Raw genomic sequence first — 17,814 nt, 5'->3', positions numbered from 1 at the left:
AGGTAACACATGAAAATCCACGAGTATCAAGGCAAGGAACTGCTAAAGCAATTTGGCGTGCCTGTGCCGCGCGGCATTCCCGCATTTTCCGTCGAAGAGGCCGTGGCTGCCGCTGAAAAGCTGGGTGGGCCGGTGTGGGTCGTTAAGGCGCAGATTCACGCAGGTGGCCGTGGTAAGGGCGGCGGCGTGAAGCTGGCTCGTTCGCTCGACGACGTCCGCAAGCTGGCAGGCGAAATCCTCGGCATGCAACTGGTGACGCACCAGACCGGCCCGCAAGGCCAGAAAGTCAACCGTCTGTACATCGAAGACGGCGCTGACATCCAGAAGGAATACTACGTTTCGCTGGTCACCGACCGCGCCACGCAGAAAGTCGCCATCATCGCGTCCAGCGAAGGCGGCATGGACATCGAGGAAGTCGCTCACTCGACGCCCGAAAAGATCATCACCGAATACATCGATCCGCAAACCGGTCTGTCGGTTGAACAGGCCAAGCAGGTCGCCGAGTCGATCGGCCTGACCGGTGGTTCGGCTGACCAGGCCGCCGACGTGTTCCAGAAGCTCTACAAGTGCTACATGGACACCGACGCTTCGCTGGTCGAAATCAACCCCCTGAACTGCGACAGCAAGGGCAACATCATTGCCCTAGACGCCAAGTTCAACTTCGATTCGAACGCGCTGTTCCGTCATCCCGAAATCGTGGCCTACCGCGATCTGGACGAGGAAGATCCCGCTGAAATCGAGGCCAGCAAGTTCGATCTGGCCTACATCCAGCTCGATGGCAACATCGGCTGCCTGGTTAACGGCGCGGGTCTGGCCATGGCCACGATGGACACCATCAAGCTGTTCGGCGGCGAGCCGGCCAACTTCCTGGACGTCGGTGGCGGTGCCACGGCTGAGAAAGTGACCGAAGCCTTCAAGATCATGCTCGCGAACAAGAGCGTGAAGGCCATTCTGGTCAATATCTTCGGCGGCATCATGCGCTGCGACGTTATCGCCGAAGGCGTGATCGCTGCTTGCAAGGCCGTCAACCTGAACGTGCCGTTGGTCGTCCGCATGAAGGGCACCAACGAAGAACTGGGCAAGAAAATGCTGGCCGACTCGGGGCTGCCCATCATCAGCGCCGACACGATGGCCGAAGCGGCCACTCGCGTTGTAGCCGCAGTCAAATAACGCCAAGGATTCACAAATGTCGATTCTGATCAACAAGGACACCAAAGTCATCACCCAGGGCATCACGGGCAAGACGGGCCAGTTCCACACCCGTATGTGCCGTGAGTACGCCAATGGCAAGGCCGCCTTCGTGGCTGGCGTGAACCCCAAGCGCGCGGGCGAGGATTTCGAAGGCGTGCCTATTTTCGGTAGCGTCCAGGAAGCCAAGAGCGAAACCGGCGCCACCGTGTCGGTGATCTACGTGCCGCCCGCCGGCGCTGCCGCCGCTATCTGGGAAGCCGTCGAAGCCGACCTGGATCTGGTTATCTGCATCACCGAAGGTATCCCGGTTCGTGACATGCTCGAACTGAAGAACCGCATGAAGGCCAAGAACAGCAAGACCTTGCTGCTCGGCCCGAACTGCCCGGGTCTCATCACCCCGGACGAAATCAAGATCGGCATCATGCCGGGTCACATCCACCGCAAGGGCCGCATCGGCGTGGTCAGCCGCTCCGGCACGCTGACCTACGAAGCCGTGGCTCAGCTGACCGAACTCGGCCTGGGTCAATCCAGCGCTGTCGGTATCGGTGGCGACCCCATCAACGGTCTGAAGCACGTCGACGTCCTGAAGCTGTTCAATGACGATCCCGACACCGACGCCGTCATCATGATCGGCGAAATCGGCGGTCCGGACGAAGTCAACGCCGCTCAGTGGGCGAAAGACAACATGAAGAAACCCGTGGTCGGCTTCATCGCCGGCGTCACGGCGCCTCCGGGAAAACGCATGGGCCACGCCGGTGCGTTGATTTCGGGCGGTGCCGACACGGCCGACGCCAAGCTCGAAGTGATGGAAGCCTGCGGCATCCGCACCACGCGCAACCCGTCGGAAATGGGCAAGCTGCTCAAGTCCGTTCTGTAAGGCATCAACGCCGGAAGGCGCTAACGCTTTGCCAAGAAAAGCCCGCTCGTTTGAGCGGGCTTTTTTACATCGCGGGGCGAGCATGTGGCCGCATTGCAAAATATAATGAGTCTTGTATAAGACGCGTACAGTTACAATCATCTCGGCGCCACAAGCGTTGAACCTGATCCTCCGCCACACAGCTCGCAACTAACCTGGCGGCAGTACGCAATTTTTCGTTATCACTTACACCTAGGGGATCACTAGGAAAGAGAGGAATGGAACTCACATCTGCAGCATTTTGGATTGCCCTTCTACAAATCATTTGGGTCAATATCCTGCTATCCGGCGATAACGCCGTTGTCATCGCGCTAGCCGCGCGTTCTCTGCCCCCCGAGCAGCAAAAGAAAGCGATTACCGTCGGCTCCGCCGCGGCGATCATCATGCGTATCGTGCTGACGCTCGTGGCGGCCAAACTCCTGTTACTGCCTTGGCTGAAGCTGATCGGCGCGCTCTTGCTCGTCTACATCGGCGTGTCGCTATTGATGCCCGAGAGCGAAGATGACGGCGGCGGCAAACAACAGGGCACTTTGCTTTCCGCGATTCGGACCATCATGATTGCCGATCTGGTGATGAGTCTGGATAACGTGGTGGCTGTTGCAGCCGCGGCGATGGGCGACACGACCCTGCTGGTGGTGGGCTTGGCAATCAGTATCCCGTTAGTGATTTTTGGCAGCACGTTGCTGCTGAAAGTGATTGAGCGCTTCCCTTTGATCGTCTGGGTCGGCGCGGCGCTATTGGGCTTTATCGCTGGCGAACTGCTGGTTGGCGACCCTGCGCTGCATGACTCCGTCGTGAGCATCGATACGGCATTGGGTGTCAGCGAACATCAGCTGGCTTTGATGGCGGGCGCGATTGGCGCGGTGATCGTGCTGGCGCTCGGCAAAATTTTGCTTTCCCGGCGTCAGGCACTGACACAAAGCTGAATTACAATACGCGTTTTGGCATAACAGCTGCCGCGTTTTTACGCGGCAGTTTTTTGGTTCCAAGACGCCGAACGTCCTAATGAGATCCGACGGATCTTAAGGGAGGGCGCCTGGAACCCATGTTCGCGTGAGCAAATTCGCTAATTTCGCGGTTGGCGAGCAGCGAGCCATACGTAATCTCAGAGAGGGGGATCCAAGTGTTCGAGTTTTTACAAACCTTAAGTTGGGCGGCAGTATTTCAAATTATCTTGATTGACATTCTGCTGGGCGGTGACAACGCGGTGGTCATTGCGCTGGCATGTCGCAATCTGGCGCCCAAGCAACGCATGCAGGGCATCCTGTGGGGTACTGCCGGGGCGATTATTCTGCGTGTCGTGCTCATCGCGTTTGCCCTGACGCTGCTAGCGATTCCGTTCCTTAAGGTGGTAGGCGCTCTGCTCTTGGTGTGGATCGGCGTGAAATTGCTGATTCCTGAGGACGATGCTCATGACAACATTCAGGGCAGCACGTCGATCGCCGCCGCGGTCAAGACGATCATCGTGGCGGACTTCGTGATGAGCCTGGACAACGTTATCGCGATCGCAGGTGCGGCCCAGACCGCGCATGCTGACCATCAGATCGGTCTGGTTGTCTTTGGCCTGATCGTCAGCGTACCCATCATCATCTGGGGCAGCACGCTGGTGCTCAAGCTGATCGATCGCTTCCCGATCGTGGTTACGTTCGGTGCAGCGCTGCTGGGCTGGATCGCGGGCGGCATGCTCGTGACCGATGTTGTTGTCGAAAATCAATTCGGGGAACTCCCGACTGCGGTTAAACTGGCGGCTGAAGTCATCGGTGCCCTCTTCGTTGTGATCCTGGGTCGGTGGCTGGCAAGTCGTAAAACTGCATCGAAGGAAGCCCACTCATGAGTTTGCGTAAAAGCGATAACCCCGAAGCCGGTCTCAGCCTGTTGCAAGGGCTGACCATTCTGGCCATTATCGGGGTGATCGCCACGGTGATCTTTACCAGCCTGGGCGGTTAAACCTGCTCGTGTCTGCACCGCAACGCCTCGTTATCGCAACGCGCGCCAGCCGGCTTGCCCTGTGGCAAGCCGAGCATGTGCGTGATCGCTTGCTTGATCTTTACCCCGACTGTACGGTCGAACTTCTCACGCTCACCACGCGCGGGGACCAGATCCTGGACCGCACGTTGTCGAAGGTCGGGGGCAAAGGCCTGTTTGTCAAAGAGCTGGAAACGGCGCTGCTCGATGGCCGCGCCGATCTGGCTGTCCATTCTCTTAAAGACGTTCCCGTCGATCTGCAGATTCCCTTCGAACTGTGCACGGTGCTTGATCGTGCCGATCCGAGGGATGCGCTGGTGTCCAACGATTATGCGAGCCTGGCGGATCTGCCGGCCGGCGCCGTCGTGGGTACTTCCAGTCTGCGGCGTGAATCGCAACTTCGTGAGCGTTACCCGTCCCTGCAGGTTAAGCCGCTGCGCGGCAATCTGGATACCCGGCTCGGCAAGCTGGATCGGGGCGAGTACGCGGCTATCATTCTGGCGGCGGCTGGTCTGGAACGCTTAGGGTTAGGCGCCCGCATCCGTGGTCTGTTGGAACCAGCAGACAGCTTGCCGGCCGCGGGGCAGGGCGCGCTCGGTATTGAGATCCGCAATGATCGGGATGATTTGCGGGCCTGGTTGAGTCCGCTCGCGTGTCCCGTCACGACGGCCTGCGTGTTGGCCGAACGCGCGGTGTCGCGTACGCTTGGAGGATCCTGTCAGGTGCCGTTGGCCGCGTACGCGATGACCGAGGGCGAGTCGCTGACCTTGCGTGCGCTCGTGGCGGCGCCCGACGGTAAGCGCGTATTCCGTGTTCAGCATACCGGACCCGTCACTCAGGCCGAGCAGATTGGCGAGGCGGCCGCGCAAGAGCTGTTGTCGTTGGGTGCGGCAACCATCCTGGCCGAGTTGCAGGACCCTCCGACTTCCTGAACGCCCGGCGGCCGTTCGGGCGGTGTATCCAGAGAGGACGCATGTCGCAGATCGCCATTCTGACCCGGCCCGAGGGCCGCAACGGTGCGCTCGCTGACGGCTTGCGGCAGGCCGGTTGGCAAGTCCTTGCGCTGCCGGCGTTGTCGCTGCGCCCCTTGCCGGTTCCGGCCGGCAAATTGCCATTACCCGGCCAGTTTGACCTCGTCGTATTTGTGAGCGGCTACGCGGCGCATGTCTATTTCCGCCAGTTACGCGAAGCGACCGGGCACGCGCGATGGCCGGCTCATGTGCCTGTTGCCACCGTGGGGCCAGCGAGTGCGGCGGCGCTACGCGAGCAGCCAGGTTTTGGCGCCGATACAACAGTTTTTTGTCCCCCGCCCGATGCTCCAGCTCACGATTCCGAAGCGTTGTGGGAGCTACTGCGCGCGCAAACGCGGCTGCCCGAGCGTGTGCTGATCGTGCGCGGTACGCGCGGACGCGACTGGCTGGCCCAACAGTTAGAGGCCAGCGGCGTCCATGTCCGCATCCATGCGGCCTATGAGCGCCAGCCGGCGGAATGGGCGGCGACGGTGGTTCAACAGTTGCATACTTGGGCCCGGCATTCGCAAAAAGTCACATGGCTTTTGACCAGTGGCGAGGGTCTTGTCGCTATCCTGTCGCAGATCCGCGCCTCGGCGTTGGAGGATTGGTGGCAGAACTGTGACTTTGTGGTGACACATCCCAAGCTCGCTCAACAGCTCAAAGAGGGCGGTGGCGCGGGGCCGAACGCAATGGTAAAAACCTGCTTGCCAGCCGATGATGCGATTCTTGCGGCCTTTGTTGCGGCTTGAATCGAAGTTTTGGCGTTTCACCGAATACAATCGCGTCATGACAGAACAGACTCCTGACACTGTAACTGCCGCTCATCAGGCAGATCCGGGCGCATCGACGCCTGCCTCGCCGGCCTCAGCGCCTGCAAAGCGTTCTTCCCGCGGTATCGGCTTCGCGGGCGTGGCGCTGATCGTTGTTTTGCTTGTGGCCATTGGCCTGGGCTGGGCGCTCTGGACGCAGCGCAAACAGGCCGACACTGCAGGGCGAGAGATCGCCAGTCGTCTGGCGAGCCTGGAAGACGCCGTCGCGCAGGGCCGCAAGGAAGCCCGCGACGCGCTGAGCCTCTCGCAGGGCCATACGAACCAGCTGCGCACCTTGGAAGCCAAAACCCAGGCCGCGCAGACCCGGTACAACGACTTGCAACAGGCATGGGAAACGTTCAGTGGCGCGGCGACGGATGAAATCCTCGCCAATGATGTCGAGCGCCTGCTGGTGTTGGCCAGTCAGCAGTTGCGGCTGGCCGGCAATGTGAACAACGCCATCGTGGCGCTGGAGACCGCGCAAGCGCGCCTTGCACAGGCCGCGCGTCCGCAGTTCTCGGGTTTACAACAAAGCATTAATGGCGACATTGAACGCCTGCGCGCTGTGGCGACCGTCGATATTCCGGCGCAGTCCGCGCGGATCGAGCGACTGGTGACACTGGTGTCCAAGGCGCCGCTGCTGGTGCCCGACGCGGCCGCGCCTGGCGCATCCAGCGAGACACAACCCGCACCGGCCAAAGCGCCCGTCACGACCATCGCGCAGGACCCCCGTGAGCAACTGCCGGCCGATGCGGCTTGGTGGGAACGCTGGCGCGCGGAAATTGCCTCGTGGCCAGCCCGTGCCGGCGGCGCCTTGGCGAATGAATTGGGTGACCTGATCAGCGTGCAACGCGTGGACCAGCCCGCCGCGTTGATGTTGTCGGGCGATCAGGCCGAGCAAGTCCGTGGCACGCTGCGTCAGCGCCTGATGACCGCGCAGCTGGCGCTGATGATGCGCCAGCCCGAGGTCTGGAAGAACGAGCTGGAAAATGTGCAAAACGTGCTCAGTATTTATTACGACGGCCGTGCTGTGGATACGCAGGCGGCGCTGCGTCTGACGCATGAGCTGCTGAATACGGATATCGCGGTGCGCTTGCCCGATGTCTCCGACAGTCTGGCCAGCGTTGCCGCGTTACGCGCCGATGGGTTCGGTGCTTCGGCCAAACAGGACTAACGCATGCGTACCTGGTTCTGGACTTTGTTGCTTGCTGTCGTCGCGGTGGCGCTGGCGGTGGTGTTGCGCTCGCATACGGGCAACGTCATTTTCTTGGTTTCCCCTTGGCGTATCGAACTGTCGCTGACGCTGTTCGTGCTGCTTGTGCTGGGCGGATTTGTCGCGCTCTATGTCGCGCTGCGCGTGCTGTCGTGGCTGCTCGCCATCCCGGATCGTATGCGGGTGTGGCGCGGTCACCGCGCCCAGGCCCGCGATCACGATCTGCTGGAGCGGGGCTGGACGCAACTGTTGGAAGGTCGTTACGGTCAGGCCGAAAAAGATCTCACCAAATTGCTCGGGCAGACTCGCGTCAGTAGCCGCCGGGTGCTGGCGGCGTTGTCGGCGGCCCGCGCCGCGCATGGGTTAGGCGAATTTGCTCGCCGGGATCGATTGTTGGACGCGGCCCGCGAACATGCCGATGGGAACACCGGCCTGCAAGAAGCGATTGCCACTGTCGCCGCCGACCAGCTGCTGGATCAGGGACGTGCGCAGGATGCCTTGGCGGTATTGACGCCATTGCAGGAAGGCGGCGCCCGTCATCTCCACACATTGCGTCTGCTGCTGCGTGCGGAGTCGGCGCTCAATCATCATGATCGCGTCTTTACGCTGGCGCGTGGTCTGATGCGTCGCAATGCCCTGTCCAAGGTGGAAGCAGAGAGCTTGATCGACCGTGCTGGTGCAGCGCGCCTGCGCGCAGCGGCCGCATCGGGCACCGAGGCCTGGCGCAGCGTGTGGAAAGACTTCAAGAGTGACGAGCGGGTGCTGCCAGAAATTGCGCTGGCCGGTGCCATGGCATTCGAGTCGGCGGGCGAACCCGAAGAGGCCGCACGTATTCTCGAAACCGCTATCCCTCTGCATTTCACGCCCTCGCTGATTGACGCCTACGCGCGTTGCGATGCCGATCAGGTGCCTCGCCGCTTGGCAAAGGCCGAAGCATGGCTGCAAAAGCGCCCGACCAACGTGGATCTGCTGACCTCGTTGGGCATGCTGTGTTTGAACGGCCAGCTTTGGGGCCAAGCCGAACATTACCTGCAGCGCAGCGTGCAGATGCGTAACGATGCACGCACGCACGCCTTGTTGGGCAGTCTGTACGACCGGCTTGACCGTTCTCAGGACGCGGTACGGCACTGGCGCCTGGCGACGACGGCCACGATGGCGCTGCCCGTGCTCGCTGGCGATCTGGCACTGCCGCCCGCGGACACCAATGCGGATCCCGCGCATTTGGATGCCGAGGGCGAGTACTCTGCCTATCCCCCAGAGTTCATTCCCGTGTCCGCACCCGTGGAAGTCCTGCCGACTTCCGCGCCCGCCGACTACGTCCTGGATCCGGATGCTCGCGCCATAGAGCGCGAGGCAACCGCCGCGCTGGAGCCGGATCCCCCGGCCGTCGCGCCTGCCCGTGGTGACATCGATATCGAAGAATACTTCGATAGTGCACCGATTCCAGTGCCTGCCGACGATGCGCCTCGGGCCGATTACGGCACTCCGCTGTCCGGCACCGCCGGTACGTTTGAGTCGGAAAAGCGGAATGACGACAAATCACATCTACCCTCAGATAAACAAGGTTGAACCATGAGTCTCGATCGCGTCTCTCCCGGCAAGAACCTGCCGGAAGACTTTAACGTCATCATTGAAATCCCCATGAACGCCGACCCGGTGAAGTACGAGGTCGACAAGGACAGCGGCGCCGTGTTCGTGGATCGCTTCATGCTGACGGCCATGCACTATCCGTGCAATTACGGCTACATTCCGCAGACGCTGTCCGAGGATGGTGACCCCGCCGACGTGCTGGTGCTGACCCCGTTCCCGATCCAGGTCGGCGCGGTCGTGCGTTGCCGCGCGCTGGGCGTGCTGGAAATGGATGACGAGAGCGGCGGCGACGCCAAGCTGTTGGCTGTGCCGGTGGACAAGCTGTATCCTCCGTACCGCAACATCAAGTCGTACGAAGATCTGCCCGCCGAGGACATCGGTCGTATCCAACACTTCTTCGAACACTACAAAGACCTCGAGAAGGGCAAGTGGGTCAAGGTCAAGGGATGGAAGGGTGTGGACGCCGCTCACGAGGAAATCGTGCGTAGCGCAGAGCGCTATCAAAAGGGCTAAGCGCCGACATTAAGGTCACGCTTTAATACAGCCTTTCGTCATAGGGCCACGATGCACGCTAGCATCGTGGCCCTATGTTTTTTGGCAATGCAGCACGGAAAAAACGATACACTCAACGACTGGCTTTCCCTACTTGCCGGCACAGACCGGCGTGCATTCAACAAGGTTAAAGAACATGGATTACGTTTTTCCTCCGTCGCCGCCCGTTGTAGTGCCAGTCGCAGGCAGCAGTGAACTTATCCCTGTGCGTCGCATTTATTGCGTGGGTCGCAACTACGCCGAGCATGCCAAGGAGATGGGCTTTACCGGTCGCGAGGACCCGTTTTTCTTCAGCAAGCCCAATGACGCGCTCGTGGTGATCGCCGATGGTGAAACCGGTGTGACGCCCTATCCGCAAAAGACGAGCAATCTGCATTACGAGATGGAACTCGTGGTCGTGCTGGGCAAGGGCGGCAAAGATATCCCGGTTGAGCAGGCCGGCGAATGCGTGTGGGGTTATGCGCTGGGTCTGGATATGACGCGCCGTGATTTGCAGGGAGAGGCCAAGAAACAAGGCCGTCCATGGGAAGTCGGCAAGGGCTTCGATCTGTCGGCGCCGATTGGACCGGTGCATCCGCGCAGCGTGGTCGGCACGTTGGAAAACGCCGCGATTTGGCTTGACGTGAATGGCGAACGCAAGCAGTCCAGCGATATCTCTCAGATGATCTGGAATATCCCCGAGAGCATTGCTTACCTGTCCGGACTGTTCGAATTGAAAGCTGGCGATTTGATCTTTACTGGCACACCGGAAGGCGTGGGTGCTGTCGTACAAGGCGACGAACTCGTGGGTGGTGTCGACGGACTTGGCGAGCTGCGCGTGCGTATCGGCTAAGCAGGGCCTTGCGTTCATGTCGTAGTGAATACGCTTGTTCGCATCTCGTGTACGTTCTTCACTTACGGCCCCTGCGGGGGCCGTAATCTTTGCGGGTCTATACAGCAGATCCGTGATGCTGTGGTCCCGAGTGAGGCCTTTTTATCCACCTCGGAAACCGCGAATAGCCGTTCTGCTAACGGCATCTCATACTCATGGCTCACTAATTTTTGAAAGAGGCCGAGTATGAGTTCTTTACGCAACCGTCAGCGCGGACAGGGCATGACGGAATACATCGTGGTGGTCGCATTGGTGGCGCTGGCGTCGGTCGCTGCTTATCAGAACTTCGGAGATGTGCTGCGTACGCAGACGTCGGCGATGGCACATACGCTCGCGGGCGAGGACAACACTGGTCGTGTGGATAATGCCGGCACGTTGGCCACGAATGCGGTGACAACGGGCCATACGTTGAAGACGTACGGGAAGCCTCCCGTCACGCCCGGCGCAGATAAGACCACAACCTCCTCCTCTACACAAACACCAGCCGCCGCCGCTCAATGATGGACTCGCCGGGGAGGCTCCGTGCCGTGGCGGCGTGCTGCGCGCTGATGCGCCGTCAATATCCGACTGCAGCGACTAGGCGCCTACAGACTGGTCAAGTGCTGCCCCTGATGCTGTGCATCTTGTTGGTATGCGGAGCCGCGTGGGTCGGACTGATGCGGATGTCGCTGGCGGCAGAAGCCCGCGTGCGGCTAACGCACGTGGCAGACGCGGTCGCTTATAGCGGGGCGGTGGCGCAGGCGCGCAGCCTCAACCTGCTGGCTTACGTTAATCGCGCGCAGGTGGCGCATCAGGTGGCGATGGCACATTTGATGACGCTGGCGTCATTGAATCAGTTTGCTGAAAACCTGGCGGCGGTGAAAGCGGCTGGCGATCCTCCCGATTGGTTGTTGCAGCGACATTTTGGCGAGGAGGCGGCTGCCGCATACCGTATGGCCCATCTGCTGCCGGTTGCTACAGGTCGGCTTGCTGGTTCCGAGAGGGAGTTGATTGGCGAGGCCATTCATCGGCACGACAAGATCGTACATGACGTGCTGCTGAAGGCGGCCGACGGGGTCGTCGGAAAGATGCGTGCCATGCGCGACCAAACGATGTTGCGAGTACTGCGTGCCAATTACCTGAATATAGATGGAAACGCGGTTCGCATATCGCAGGCAGACGAGCGCGACCCCGCTGCTGCTATGCAGATCGTCGTGTCTACGGAGGATCCGGCGGCGTCTGTCGCGCGTAACGAGGGCCGGAATTCAGGTGAGTATCGTCGGTGGGTAGAGCAAGCCGCCATGCGATATCCGTTTCTGCAGTCACGCGACTTGACGTCCCTGTCGGACTGGGACGCGCGGCACGACAAACGGGCGTGCGGAGAAAAGCGATTTGAATTGCGGCGCCGTGGCCATACGCTCCTGGATGATGCCGGCCATTGGTCAGCGCAGGATAGCCTTTCCTATCACGAGCTCCAGGGCAATGCCGGGCTCGCTTGCTATTACCGGGAGAATCCGCTCGCGTGGGGACAAGCCCGTGATCGGGCGGCGCAGGGGCCCGACGGCGTACGACCTCCAAGGAAGTTCTCCGATGTGCCCTTCTGGAAGTGGGTACGCGAGCACACCACCTGGGACATCGTCACGGGCGAAGAGAACTCGCTGGCGGATACGTACGCGGATTTCGACGCCGGGTTAATGGAAGCTCGCGGCTTACCGGCGTATTACAACGTCGCTGAGGGCATGGCGAATCAATCACTGCGTTTTGCTATTCAGTTGCGTCAGTCGCTAGGGTCATTACATCGCCGCGCGGCAGGCCCACGCCTCGACAGTACGTCTGGCGGCGTATTGGATACGCTCACGGCTGGGCTCGCGGTGACAGTCGGTAGTGCGGCGCAGACGTATTACAGCGATCTTGCGAGCTCGGGCCTGGACTCGAATTCGAGCTCCGATCAAAACCATAATTTGAACGCGAGCCGGAATGCTAATGCATCCATGAGCGCGGACTTGTTTCGCCCTCGCTGGAGGGCTCGGCTCGTACCTTCCAACTCGCAGGAAGCATCATGGCAATGACAGACCCGAGGCATCGCGGCCAAGCGGCTGTCGAGGCGTTATTGGCAATGGCGCTGTTGGGAGTTTTCATGCTCTCGATCATCGATCTTGACTCCCTGATTCACCGGGTTCAGCATGCTGGACACGTCAGCCGTCTAGCGGCATTTGTTGGAGCCATCGATTCGTCTGCCTCGGATAACGCACTTCAGTCTCGATTGAGCATCGAACGTCAACCCACAGCAGGATCATCGCAAGATGCAAACGTGTCGGCGGTCGGCCAGCATGCGGAGAAAGGTAACGGCTCCGATGCAGGCGATGGCAATACTTCAACAATTAGCGCGTTGATGCGGGATTGGGTCGACGTCGATTCAGAACTGCGCGTGGCGACCGTGACCGTAAGCGCCATGCGGGGAAGTGACGTTAATCGCCCGTGGTTGCCCTCGATAAAGCGCCGGACGGTGATCGCGCTCGACGCCGGCACCGAATTGTCGGACGCCGAAGTGGCACGGCGTTTACAGACATCCGAGCACGGCTGGTCGCATAGCGCGAAGCAATCCGCTGAGGTGGCCGATAGCGTGCTCCGACGGCTGGAGCACATCGCCGCTCCCAGGAGGGCCGTGGGTTGGCCTGGTGATTGGGTCGAGGCCTGGAGCGATCTGCCTGCCGCTGTGCAAAGCGGTGCTGCTGCCAACAGAAAAGTAGGGAGGATCGATGAATAAGCGAATTGCGATGTATCGGAGACGGCTCTCGGCGGGGTGGATGAGGTGTCTTTGGTTTGTCTTCGCCTTCGTCTCGGTCGCAAGTGTGGTCCTTGAGGCCCGCGCGGATGACTCGGACTTTTCGTGGCGCATTCCGCCGGGTAGCACGCCCGCGCTCGCGCCGACTAGCGTGCGCGCGTTTGGCATTCCAATTGATGTTCAGGCGTTTCATATGCCTTATCCCGTCATCGAGGCGTTAAGTCATATGCGCCAGCAGTATCCCTCGCTGTCCCAGCTGCCCGCAAAACCTGAGCAGGGCATTCAACTGGCAGGCCAAGTCCAAGGGCGATCCGCGTTGATTTCGCTGTCACCGGTGGGACTCAGGCATACGTATGGGACTTTCTCACTGGCATCTCTGACTACCGACGCGGGCGATCCATCGGGCGCATTAGATGTTTCGTTGCATGACGACACGGTGCCGCCGATATGGATACCGCGTTCTGCGTCGTTGACGATGCATGTCGAACAACGGGGCCATCGCGACACGCGGCCGGGCATGCAACACGTGCAGACCCAACGGATGATCAACCCACAGGCGATCAATCAACCCGCGGTGATCCAGCAAGTGTGGCGTCTGACATACCCTTTACAAGTCGCATGGCGGACCATCAATCAGGGGTTGCGTCATAACGGCTGGGTGCAGGAGATTTCGAATGATATGGCTGGTTACTGGCGGCAGGATCGGCAGTCGCTTTATGTGTCATTAGCGGAAATCGAAGAGGGTACCGCGGTGTACCTGCAGCTGACCGAGGAGACAATGCCATGACCTCTCTTCACTCACCACTGCCCGTCAGGCTCCGCAAACTCGGGGTATACGGCGTATCGCTCGTAGCGGGCTTGTCGGCGGCTTGGGCCGTACACGAGCACATCCAATCGCGCGAAGCGGAATTGGCACGCCAAGCACAGGTGCCGACGCAAGAGCGCGTAGTTGTCGCCGTCGATCTTCCGGCTGGAAAGCCGTTAGGTATCGACGACCTGGCATTGCGAGAGGTGCCTCTGGCTTGGTTACCCGCGCATTCTTTCGGAGCCGAAGCCGTGGATGAAGTCTTGGGCCGAAAATTGGCCACGGATTTGAAGCAGGGCGAAATTCTGCAGCCCACACATATCGCCGCCACAGAACAGCCTGCGCCATCAGAGCGTGTGCAACCGGGTCGACGCGCATTGGCATTGACGGTGGGAGAGATCGATGCCGCCACGGGCGTGCTGCGCACCGGCGATCTGATCGATTTGTTTGTGTCGTTTGCCCATCATGGTCAGCGCATCACCTCCCCACTGGCAACTGGCGTGCGGGTCCTCGCGATGGAAAACGGACCGGATCCTCGCGCACTCATCACACTCGACGTATCGGAAAAGGATGCGATAAAGCTCGTGGCTGCCCGCCAAGCGGGGCGCATGACCGCTGTGTTGCGCCATAGACAAGATGCGGTCGTTGCAGGTAACGCAGAGCCAAAAGATCTGGCGGCGTGGATGGGCCTCGAACGCCCTCACGAGGTGCAGCGCCGCCATGTTCCTGTCCTGTATGGCGACCGTGTAGATAGCCAGAACTGGGTTTTCGAGTCTGGCTCGGAAGGCACAGGTGGCCGTCCCGCATCATCGGGCGCTGGCGGGCGTAGCACGCCTGCGGGCGATGCCAGCAAGCAGGAGAAATGATGGCCGCAGGCGGTGGTTTGACGTGGCTGATTGCCAGTCTTTGTTTGGCGTGCGTAGCGAAAACAGTAGCAGCACCTGCGAATCTGACGATGGAAGTCGGCCAGACCAAGGTCATTTCACATGCCTCGGTGGCACGGGTTGCGGTGGGCAACGGACAGGTCGTCAGCGCCGTCTCCGTTGATGGCCGCGAGGTGGTGCTATTTGCACGGCAAGAAGGCGGGTCCTCGGTCCATGTGTGGGGAGAAAACGGTGTATCCGCTGCTTATGAAGTGCAGGTCAGGCCCGCGGGATGGGCGCAACTGCACCGGGAAGTCCAGACATTGCTCTCGCATATCCCAAGCGTGCGTAGCTCGATCGTTGGTGACAACATCGTCATAGAGGGGGAGGATCTGGGCGATGACGACCGCGAACGCGTGGCGGCGCTCGTGCGCCGCTTCCCGCGTATCGTGGATTTCACGGGCCAGGTTGGGTGGGACCGAATGGTGTTGCTCGATGTGCAAGTGGTCGAGTTACCAAGCATCCACCTGCGGGATTTCGGCGTGCATTGGGATGCCATGTCTCAAGGGGGCTTGCAGACTGGTGTGTTCTGGCAGCCCGGGGGCCAAGCGCAACTCGCTGCAGGCGCGGCACCTTCGCCTCTGACGAGCGCTGGGGCCACCGTGGGCGGATATTTCGGGATGAATGCCTTGCTCTCCTCGCGCATTGCGGCGTTGGCGCAGCAAGGTGAAGCGGTGATGCTCGCGCAGCCCCAGCTGCTGGCCCGTAGTGGCGCGACCGCATCTTTCTTGGCCGGGGGCGAGGTGCCCTATACCACTACGGATGCCAACGGTCGCAGTCACACGCAATTCAAACCGTACGGTGTGTCTTTGAATATCACCCCGCGTATTGACCGCAATGGGGCAATACGCTCGCGCATTGAAGTGGAAGCCAGTTCAGTCGATATGTCTCTTAGTGTGGCGGGTGGACCGGCATTGCGCACCAGGCGTGCCACCACCGAGTTCAACGTGCGATCGGGACAGACCCTGGTCATCGGCGGGTTTCTCTCCAGGGAACGATCGAACGAAAAGAAAGGCGTGCCCGTGCTGCAGGATATTCCGGGCCTGGGCTCGTTATTCTCCGCGCAGCGCGAGCGACATTCAGAAACGGAACTGGCCATCTTCGTCACACCGCGCATCGTGTCACAAGATCATCCAGAGCTAGCCCAACGTGTGCAGCAGGGCAGGGACGTTCTCGACAGCGCTTTTCCAGAACCCACACGCCTGGGCACGGCGACGCCTCGCAACGATGACGCGGGAGACTGGAGCATGGATCGAGGCCCCGGTTCGCAATGGCAGCCCCTGCACGACGCGCCACCAGGGGAATGAGTATGCTGACTCTCTTACTAACTTATGAAAGTGGCAAACAACAGACTGTCAGTGTGAATACGCCGTTAACCATCGGAAGAGCCGCCAATAGTGGTTTACGCATCAGGAACTGGCGGGTGTCGGGACAGCACGCCCGGCTCAATGGTCGTGGGCAAACGTTGGAGATAGAAGACCTGGGTTCTTTATTTGGGACCTGGGTGAACGGCCGTCGCGTCACGGTACATCGACCGGTGCTGCCGGACGACGCCATTGTTATCGGACCGTGTCGGATTTACGTGCGGCCTGATGGAGAGACCTCACAGGGCGAAGCCTGTTACGCCATTGCCCATTCCTTCGAGGCCATATGCGCGAATCGCATGGAGCCGGGATCCTGTAATAGCACAGACGATATTGGATTGGATGGTGATTTAGCCAGGCCCGCACGGACGAATAGTCTTCCCACGCCCGCACCGTCTGACACACCAAACCCAAGCTCGCCCGCAGCCCACGACGGCCCCGAAAGTTCAACGAAAAACGCGCCAGGAATTGTTTCGCCGGTGGATATACGTGTATGCGTGGATGGCGCAGACCGGAACGCGCCCGCGGATGCGCGTCTTCAAGCATTACGTCAACGTCTACATACCAAACTGCGTGAAGCGCTCGATCTGCGGCGACGTGATATCGCCAGCATGAGTGATGTGACCTTGCGAGAGGTGGCCCGCACGCTGCTCGAAACGATCTCGGTAGACGCCGACGCGCGCCTGACCGATTCCGAACGCGAGTCCATCTGCCGCGAGGTATTGGACGAAGCCTTAGGCCTGGGCCCTCTGGAGGCTTTGTTGCACGACCCGACCATCACCGAAATTATGGTCAATCGCTACGACGAAATCTATGTTGAACGAGAAGGCCGTCTGTCACGACACAAAGCGGTATTCAGCAGCGAACAGTCGGTACGATGGGCGATTGAGCGCATTGTTGCGCCGGTCGGCCGTCGTATCGACGAAAGTTCCCCCATGGTAGATGCGCGCTTATCAGACGGCTCTCGCGTCAACGCCGTCATTCCGCCGATCGCGTTAAAAGGCGCGAGCCTCACTATCCGCAAGTTTCCCTCTTCCAGGCCGAAAATCGCCGATCTGATAGGCCATGGCTCAATGTCGCCTGTCATGGCGGATTTTCTGATGCGCTGCGTGCAGACGCGAAAAAATATTGTGGTGTCAGGCGGCACGGGAGCAGGTAAGACAACGTTGCTTAATGCCCTGGTCGCAGGCATCCCAGGCGAAGAGCGTATCGTGACAATTGAAGATGCGGCGGAGTTGATGCTCGAGCATGGCAATTGGGTGGCGCTGGAATCCCGGCCGGCCAATCTCGAGCATCGTGGGCGTATCGACATTCGCGACCTTGTGCGCAATGCATTGAGAATGCGCCCTGACCGCATCATTGTTGGGGAGTGCCGGGGCGCAGAGGCCTTCGATATGCTCACGGCGATGAATACCGGTCATGAGGGGTCATTGACCACACTACATGCGAACTCGCCGCGTGACGCGCTTAGCCGTCTGGAAAGTATGGTGCTGATCGCGGGCATGGATCTGCCATTGCCGATTGTGCGCGAACATATCGCCGCCAGCCTCGACCTCGTCGTCCAAGTGGTGCGCCTGGCTGACGGCCGCCGTGTTGTGCATTCGATCGCCGAGATTACCGGGATGGAGGGCAATCAGATTCAGGTGCAGGAATTGTTCCGTCATACGCGCACGGGGAGCTTTAGAGAAAGCGGCTTGGTGCCCACGTTCATTGACGAATGGCGCGAAGCCGGCGTGGCGTTCGATGGCGCGGCGTTTGGCTCGGCAGCGACAAAAAGGCCGCAAGGCATCGATAGCGGTGCTGACTGTCGACCGCGGGCACACCACGAGAGTACCTGA

17 protein-coding genes are annotated in these 17,814 nt (G+C 60.4%); all 17 read left to right on the top strand.

The genetic code is table 11. The features are described 5' to 3' along the window. Window positions 1-9: 9 nt before the first annotated feature. The 17 genes from sucC to GOQ28_RS07795 all read left to right on the top strand — a co-directional run bounded on the left by sucC (window position 10) and on the right by GOQ28_RS07795 (window position 17,814). The gene (sucC, locus tag GOQ28_RS07870; RefSeq protein ID WP_160350631.1) at window positions 10-1,170 is read left to right on the top strand and encodes an ADP-forming succinate--CoA ligase subunit beta; all 1,161 of its coding nucleotides are present in this window, start codon (window positions 10-12) and stop codon (window positions 1,168-1,170) included. Window positions 1,171-1,186: 16 nt separating this feature from the next. Continuing rightward, on the top strand, window positions 1,187-2,068 hold the full coding sequence (gene sucD / locus GOQ28_RS07865) for a succinate--CoA ligase subunit alpha (RefSeq protein WP_160350630.1): 882 nt from the start codon (window positions 1,187-1,189) through the stop codon (window positions 2,066-2,068). Between the two features lie 257 nt (window positions 2,069-2,325). Continuing rightward, window positions 2,326-3,033: a TerC family protein gene (locus GOQ28_RS07860; RefSeq protein WP_160350629.1), complete on the top strand. Its 708-nt coding sequence runs from the start codon at window positions 2,326-2,328 to the stop codon at window positions 3,031-3,033. 197 nt (window positions 3,034-3,230) lie between these two features. Further along, window positions 3,231-3,941 (top strand): YjbE family putative metal transport protein, encoded by a 711-nt coding sequence (locus GOQ28_RS07855; protein WP_160350831.1) that lies wholly within the window; start codon window positions 3,231-3,233, stop codon window positions 3,939-3,941. 121 nt (window positions 3,942-4,062) lie between these two features. Beyond that, entirely contained in the window at window positions 4,063-5,004 is a 942-nt protein-coding gene (gene hemC, locus GOQ28_RS07850) for a hydroxymethylbilane synthase (RefSeq protein WP_160356067.1), read from the top strand. Between the two features lie 41 nt (window positions 5,005-5,045). Further along, window positions 5,046-5,834 carry a uroporphyrinogen-III synthase gene (locus tag GOQ28_RS07845; protein WP_160356066.1) on the top strand — a complete coding sequence of 263 codons (789 nt, stop codon included), beginning with the start codon at window positions 5,046-5,048 and terminating at the stop codon, window positions 5,832-5,834. Between the two features lie 37 nt (window positions 5,835-5,871). Continuing rightward, window positions 5,872-7,068: a uroporphyrinogen-III C-methyltransferase gene (locus GOQ28_RS07840; RefSeq protein ID WP_160356065.1), complete on the top strand. Its 1,197-nt coding sequence runs from the start codon at window positions 5,872-5,874 to the stop codon at window positions 7,066-7,068. A 3-nt stretch (window positions 7,069-7,071) separates the two neighbouring features. Next, a complete protein-coding gene (locus GOQ28_RS07835) occupies window positions 7,072-8,676 on the top strand; it encodes a heme biosynthesis HemY N-terminal domain-containing protein (protein WP_160356064.1) in 1,605 nt (534 codons plus the stop codon). Window positions 8,677-8,679: 3 nt separating this feature from the next. Beyond that, window positions 8,680-9,210, top strand: coding sequence for an inorganic diphosphatase (gene ppa / locus GOQ28_RS07830; RefSeq protein WP_160350624.1), 531 nt, complete (start codon window positions 8,680-8,682; stop codon window positions 9,208-9,210). A 175-nt stretch (window positions 9,211-9,385) separates the two neighbouring features. Next, window positions 9,386-10,081, top strand: a complete 696-nt coding sequence (locus GOQ28_RS07825) for a fumarylacetoacetate hydrolase family protein (RefSeq protein WP_160356063.1) — start codon at window positions 9,386-9,388, stop codon at window positions 10,079-10,081. A 225-nt stretch (window positions 10,082-10,306) separates the two neighbouring features. Continuing rightward, on the top strand, window positions 10,307-10,621 hold the full coding sequence (locus tag GOQ28_RS18505; protein WP_202109675.1) for a hypothetical protein: 315 nt from the start codon (window positions 10,307-10,309) through the stop codon (window positions 10,619-10,621). Between the two features lie 110 nt (window positions 10,622-10,731). Then, window positions 10,732-12,168 carry a hypothetical protein gene (locus GOQ28_RS07820; RefSeq protein ID WP_160356062.1) on the top strand — a complete coding sequence of 479 codons (1,437 nt, stop codon included), beginning with the start codon at window positions 10,732-10,734 and terminating at the stop codon, window positions 12,166-12,168. Next, on the top strand, window positions 12,159-12,866 hold the full coding sequence (locus tag GOQ28_RS07815; protein WP_160356061.1) for a hypothetical protein: 708 nt from the start codon (window positions 12,159-12,161) through the stop codon (window positions 12,864-12,866). Before GOQ28_RS07820 ends, GOQ28_RS07815 begins: the two co-directional genes overlap by 10 nt. Next, window positions 12,859-13,671, top strand: coding sequence for a hypothetical protein (locus GOQ28_RS07810; protein ID WP_160356060.1), 813 nt, complete (start codon window positions 12,859-12,861; stop codon window positions 13,669-13,671). The genes GOQ28_RS07815 and GOQ28_RS07810 overlap by 8 nt, the downstream gene beginning before the upstream one ends. Continuing rightward, complete coding sequence (gene cpaB / locus GOQ28_RS07805; protein WP_160350564.1) at window positions 13,668-14,555, top strand: Flp pilus assembly protein CpaB; 888 nt, start codon at window positions 13,668-13,670, stop codon at window positions 14,553-14,555. The genes GOQ28_RS07810 and cpaB overlap by 4 nt, the downstream gene beginning before the upstream one ends. Then, the gene (locus GOQ28_RS07800; RefSeq protein ID WP_160356059.1) at window positions 14,552-15,919 is read left to right on the top strand and encodes a type II and III secretion system protein family protein; all 1,368 of its coding nucleotides are present in this window, start codon (window positions 14,552-14,554) and stop codon (window positions 15,917-15,919) included. Before cpaB ends, GOQ28_RS07800 begins: the two co-directional genes overlap by 4 nt. Next, entirely contained in the window at window positions 15,883-17,814 is a 1,932-nt protein-coding gene (locus GOQ28_RS07795; protein ID WP_442862086.1) for an ATPase, T2SS/T4P/T4SS family, read from the top strand. Before GOQ28_RS07800 ends, GOQ28_RS07795 begins: the two co-directional genes overlap by 37 nt.

The organism is Bordetella sp. 02P26C-1, from assembly GCF_009763255.1.
Lineage (GTDB): Bacteria > Pseudomonadota > Gammaproteobacteria > Burkholderiales > Burkholderiaceae_B > Bordetella_A.
The sequence above is the reverse complement of the archived record's forward strand: the minus strand, read 5'-3'. Positions and strand labels throughout refer to the sequence as shown.

Coding starts and splice junctions, on each gene's coding strand:
- sucC (WP_160350631.1), top strand. CDS start 10: ATGAAAATCCACGAGTATCAAGGCAAGGAACTGCTAAAGCAATTTGGC.
- sucD (WP_160350630.1), top strand. CDS start 1,187: ATGTCGATTCTGATCAACAAGGACACCAAAGTCATCACCCAGGGCATC.
- GOQ28_RS07860 (WP_160350629.1), top strand. CDS start 2,326: ATGGAACTCACATCTGCAGCATTTTGGATTGCCCTTCTACAAATCATT.
- GOQ28_RS07845 (WP_160356066.1), top strand. CDS start 5,046: ATGTCGCAGATCGCCATTCTGACCCGGCCCGAGGGCCGCAACGGTGCG.
- GOQ28_RS07840 (WP_160356065.1), top strand. CDS start 5,872: ATGACAGAACAGACTCCTGACACTGTAACTGCCGCTCATCAGGCAGAT.
- GOQ28_RS07835 (WP_160356064.1), top strand. CDS start 7,072: ATGCGTACCTGGTTCTGGACTTTGTTGCTTGCTGTCGTCGCGGTGGCG.
- ppa (WP_160350624.1), top strand. CDS start 8,680: ATGAGTCTCGATCGCGTCTCTCCCGGCAAGAACCTGCCGGAAGACTTT.
- GOQ28_RS07825 (WP_160356063.1), top strand. CDS start 9,386: ATGGATTACGTTTTTCCTCCGTCGCCGCCCGTTGTAGTGCCAGTCGCA.
- GOQ28_RS18505 (WP_202109675.1), top strand. CDS start 10,307: ATGAGTTCTTTACGCAACCGTCAGCGCGGACAGGGCATGACGGAATAC.
- GOQ28_RS07820 (WP_160356062.1), top strand. CDS start 10,732: ATGCTGTGCATCTTGTTGGTATGCGGAGCCGCGTGGGTCGGACTGATG.
- GOQ28_RS07815 (WP_160356061.1), top strand. CDS start 12,159: ATGGCAATGACAGACCCGAGGCATCGCGGCCAAGCGGCTGTCGAGGCG.
- GOQ28_RS07810 (WP_160356060.1), top strand. CDS start 12,859: ATGAATAAGCGAATTGCGATGTATCGGAGACGGCTCTCGGCGGGGTGG.
- cpaB (WP_160350564.1), top strand. CDS start 13,668: ATGACCTCTCTTCACTCACCACTGCCCGTCAGGCTCCGCAAACTCGGG.
- GOQ28_RS07800 (WP_160356059.1), top strand. CDS start 14,552: ATGATGGCCGCAGGCGGTGGTTTGACGTGGCTGATTGCCAGTCTTTGT.
- GOQ28_RS07795 (WP_442862086.1), top strand. CDS start 15,883: ATGGCAGCCCCTGCACGACGCGCCACCAGGGGAATGAGTATGCTGACT.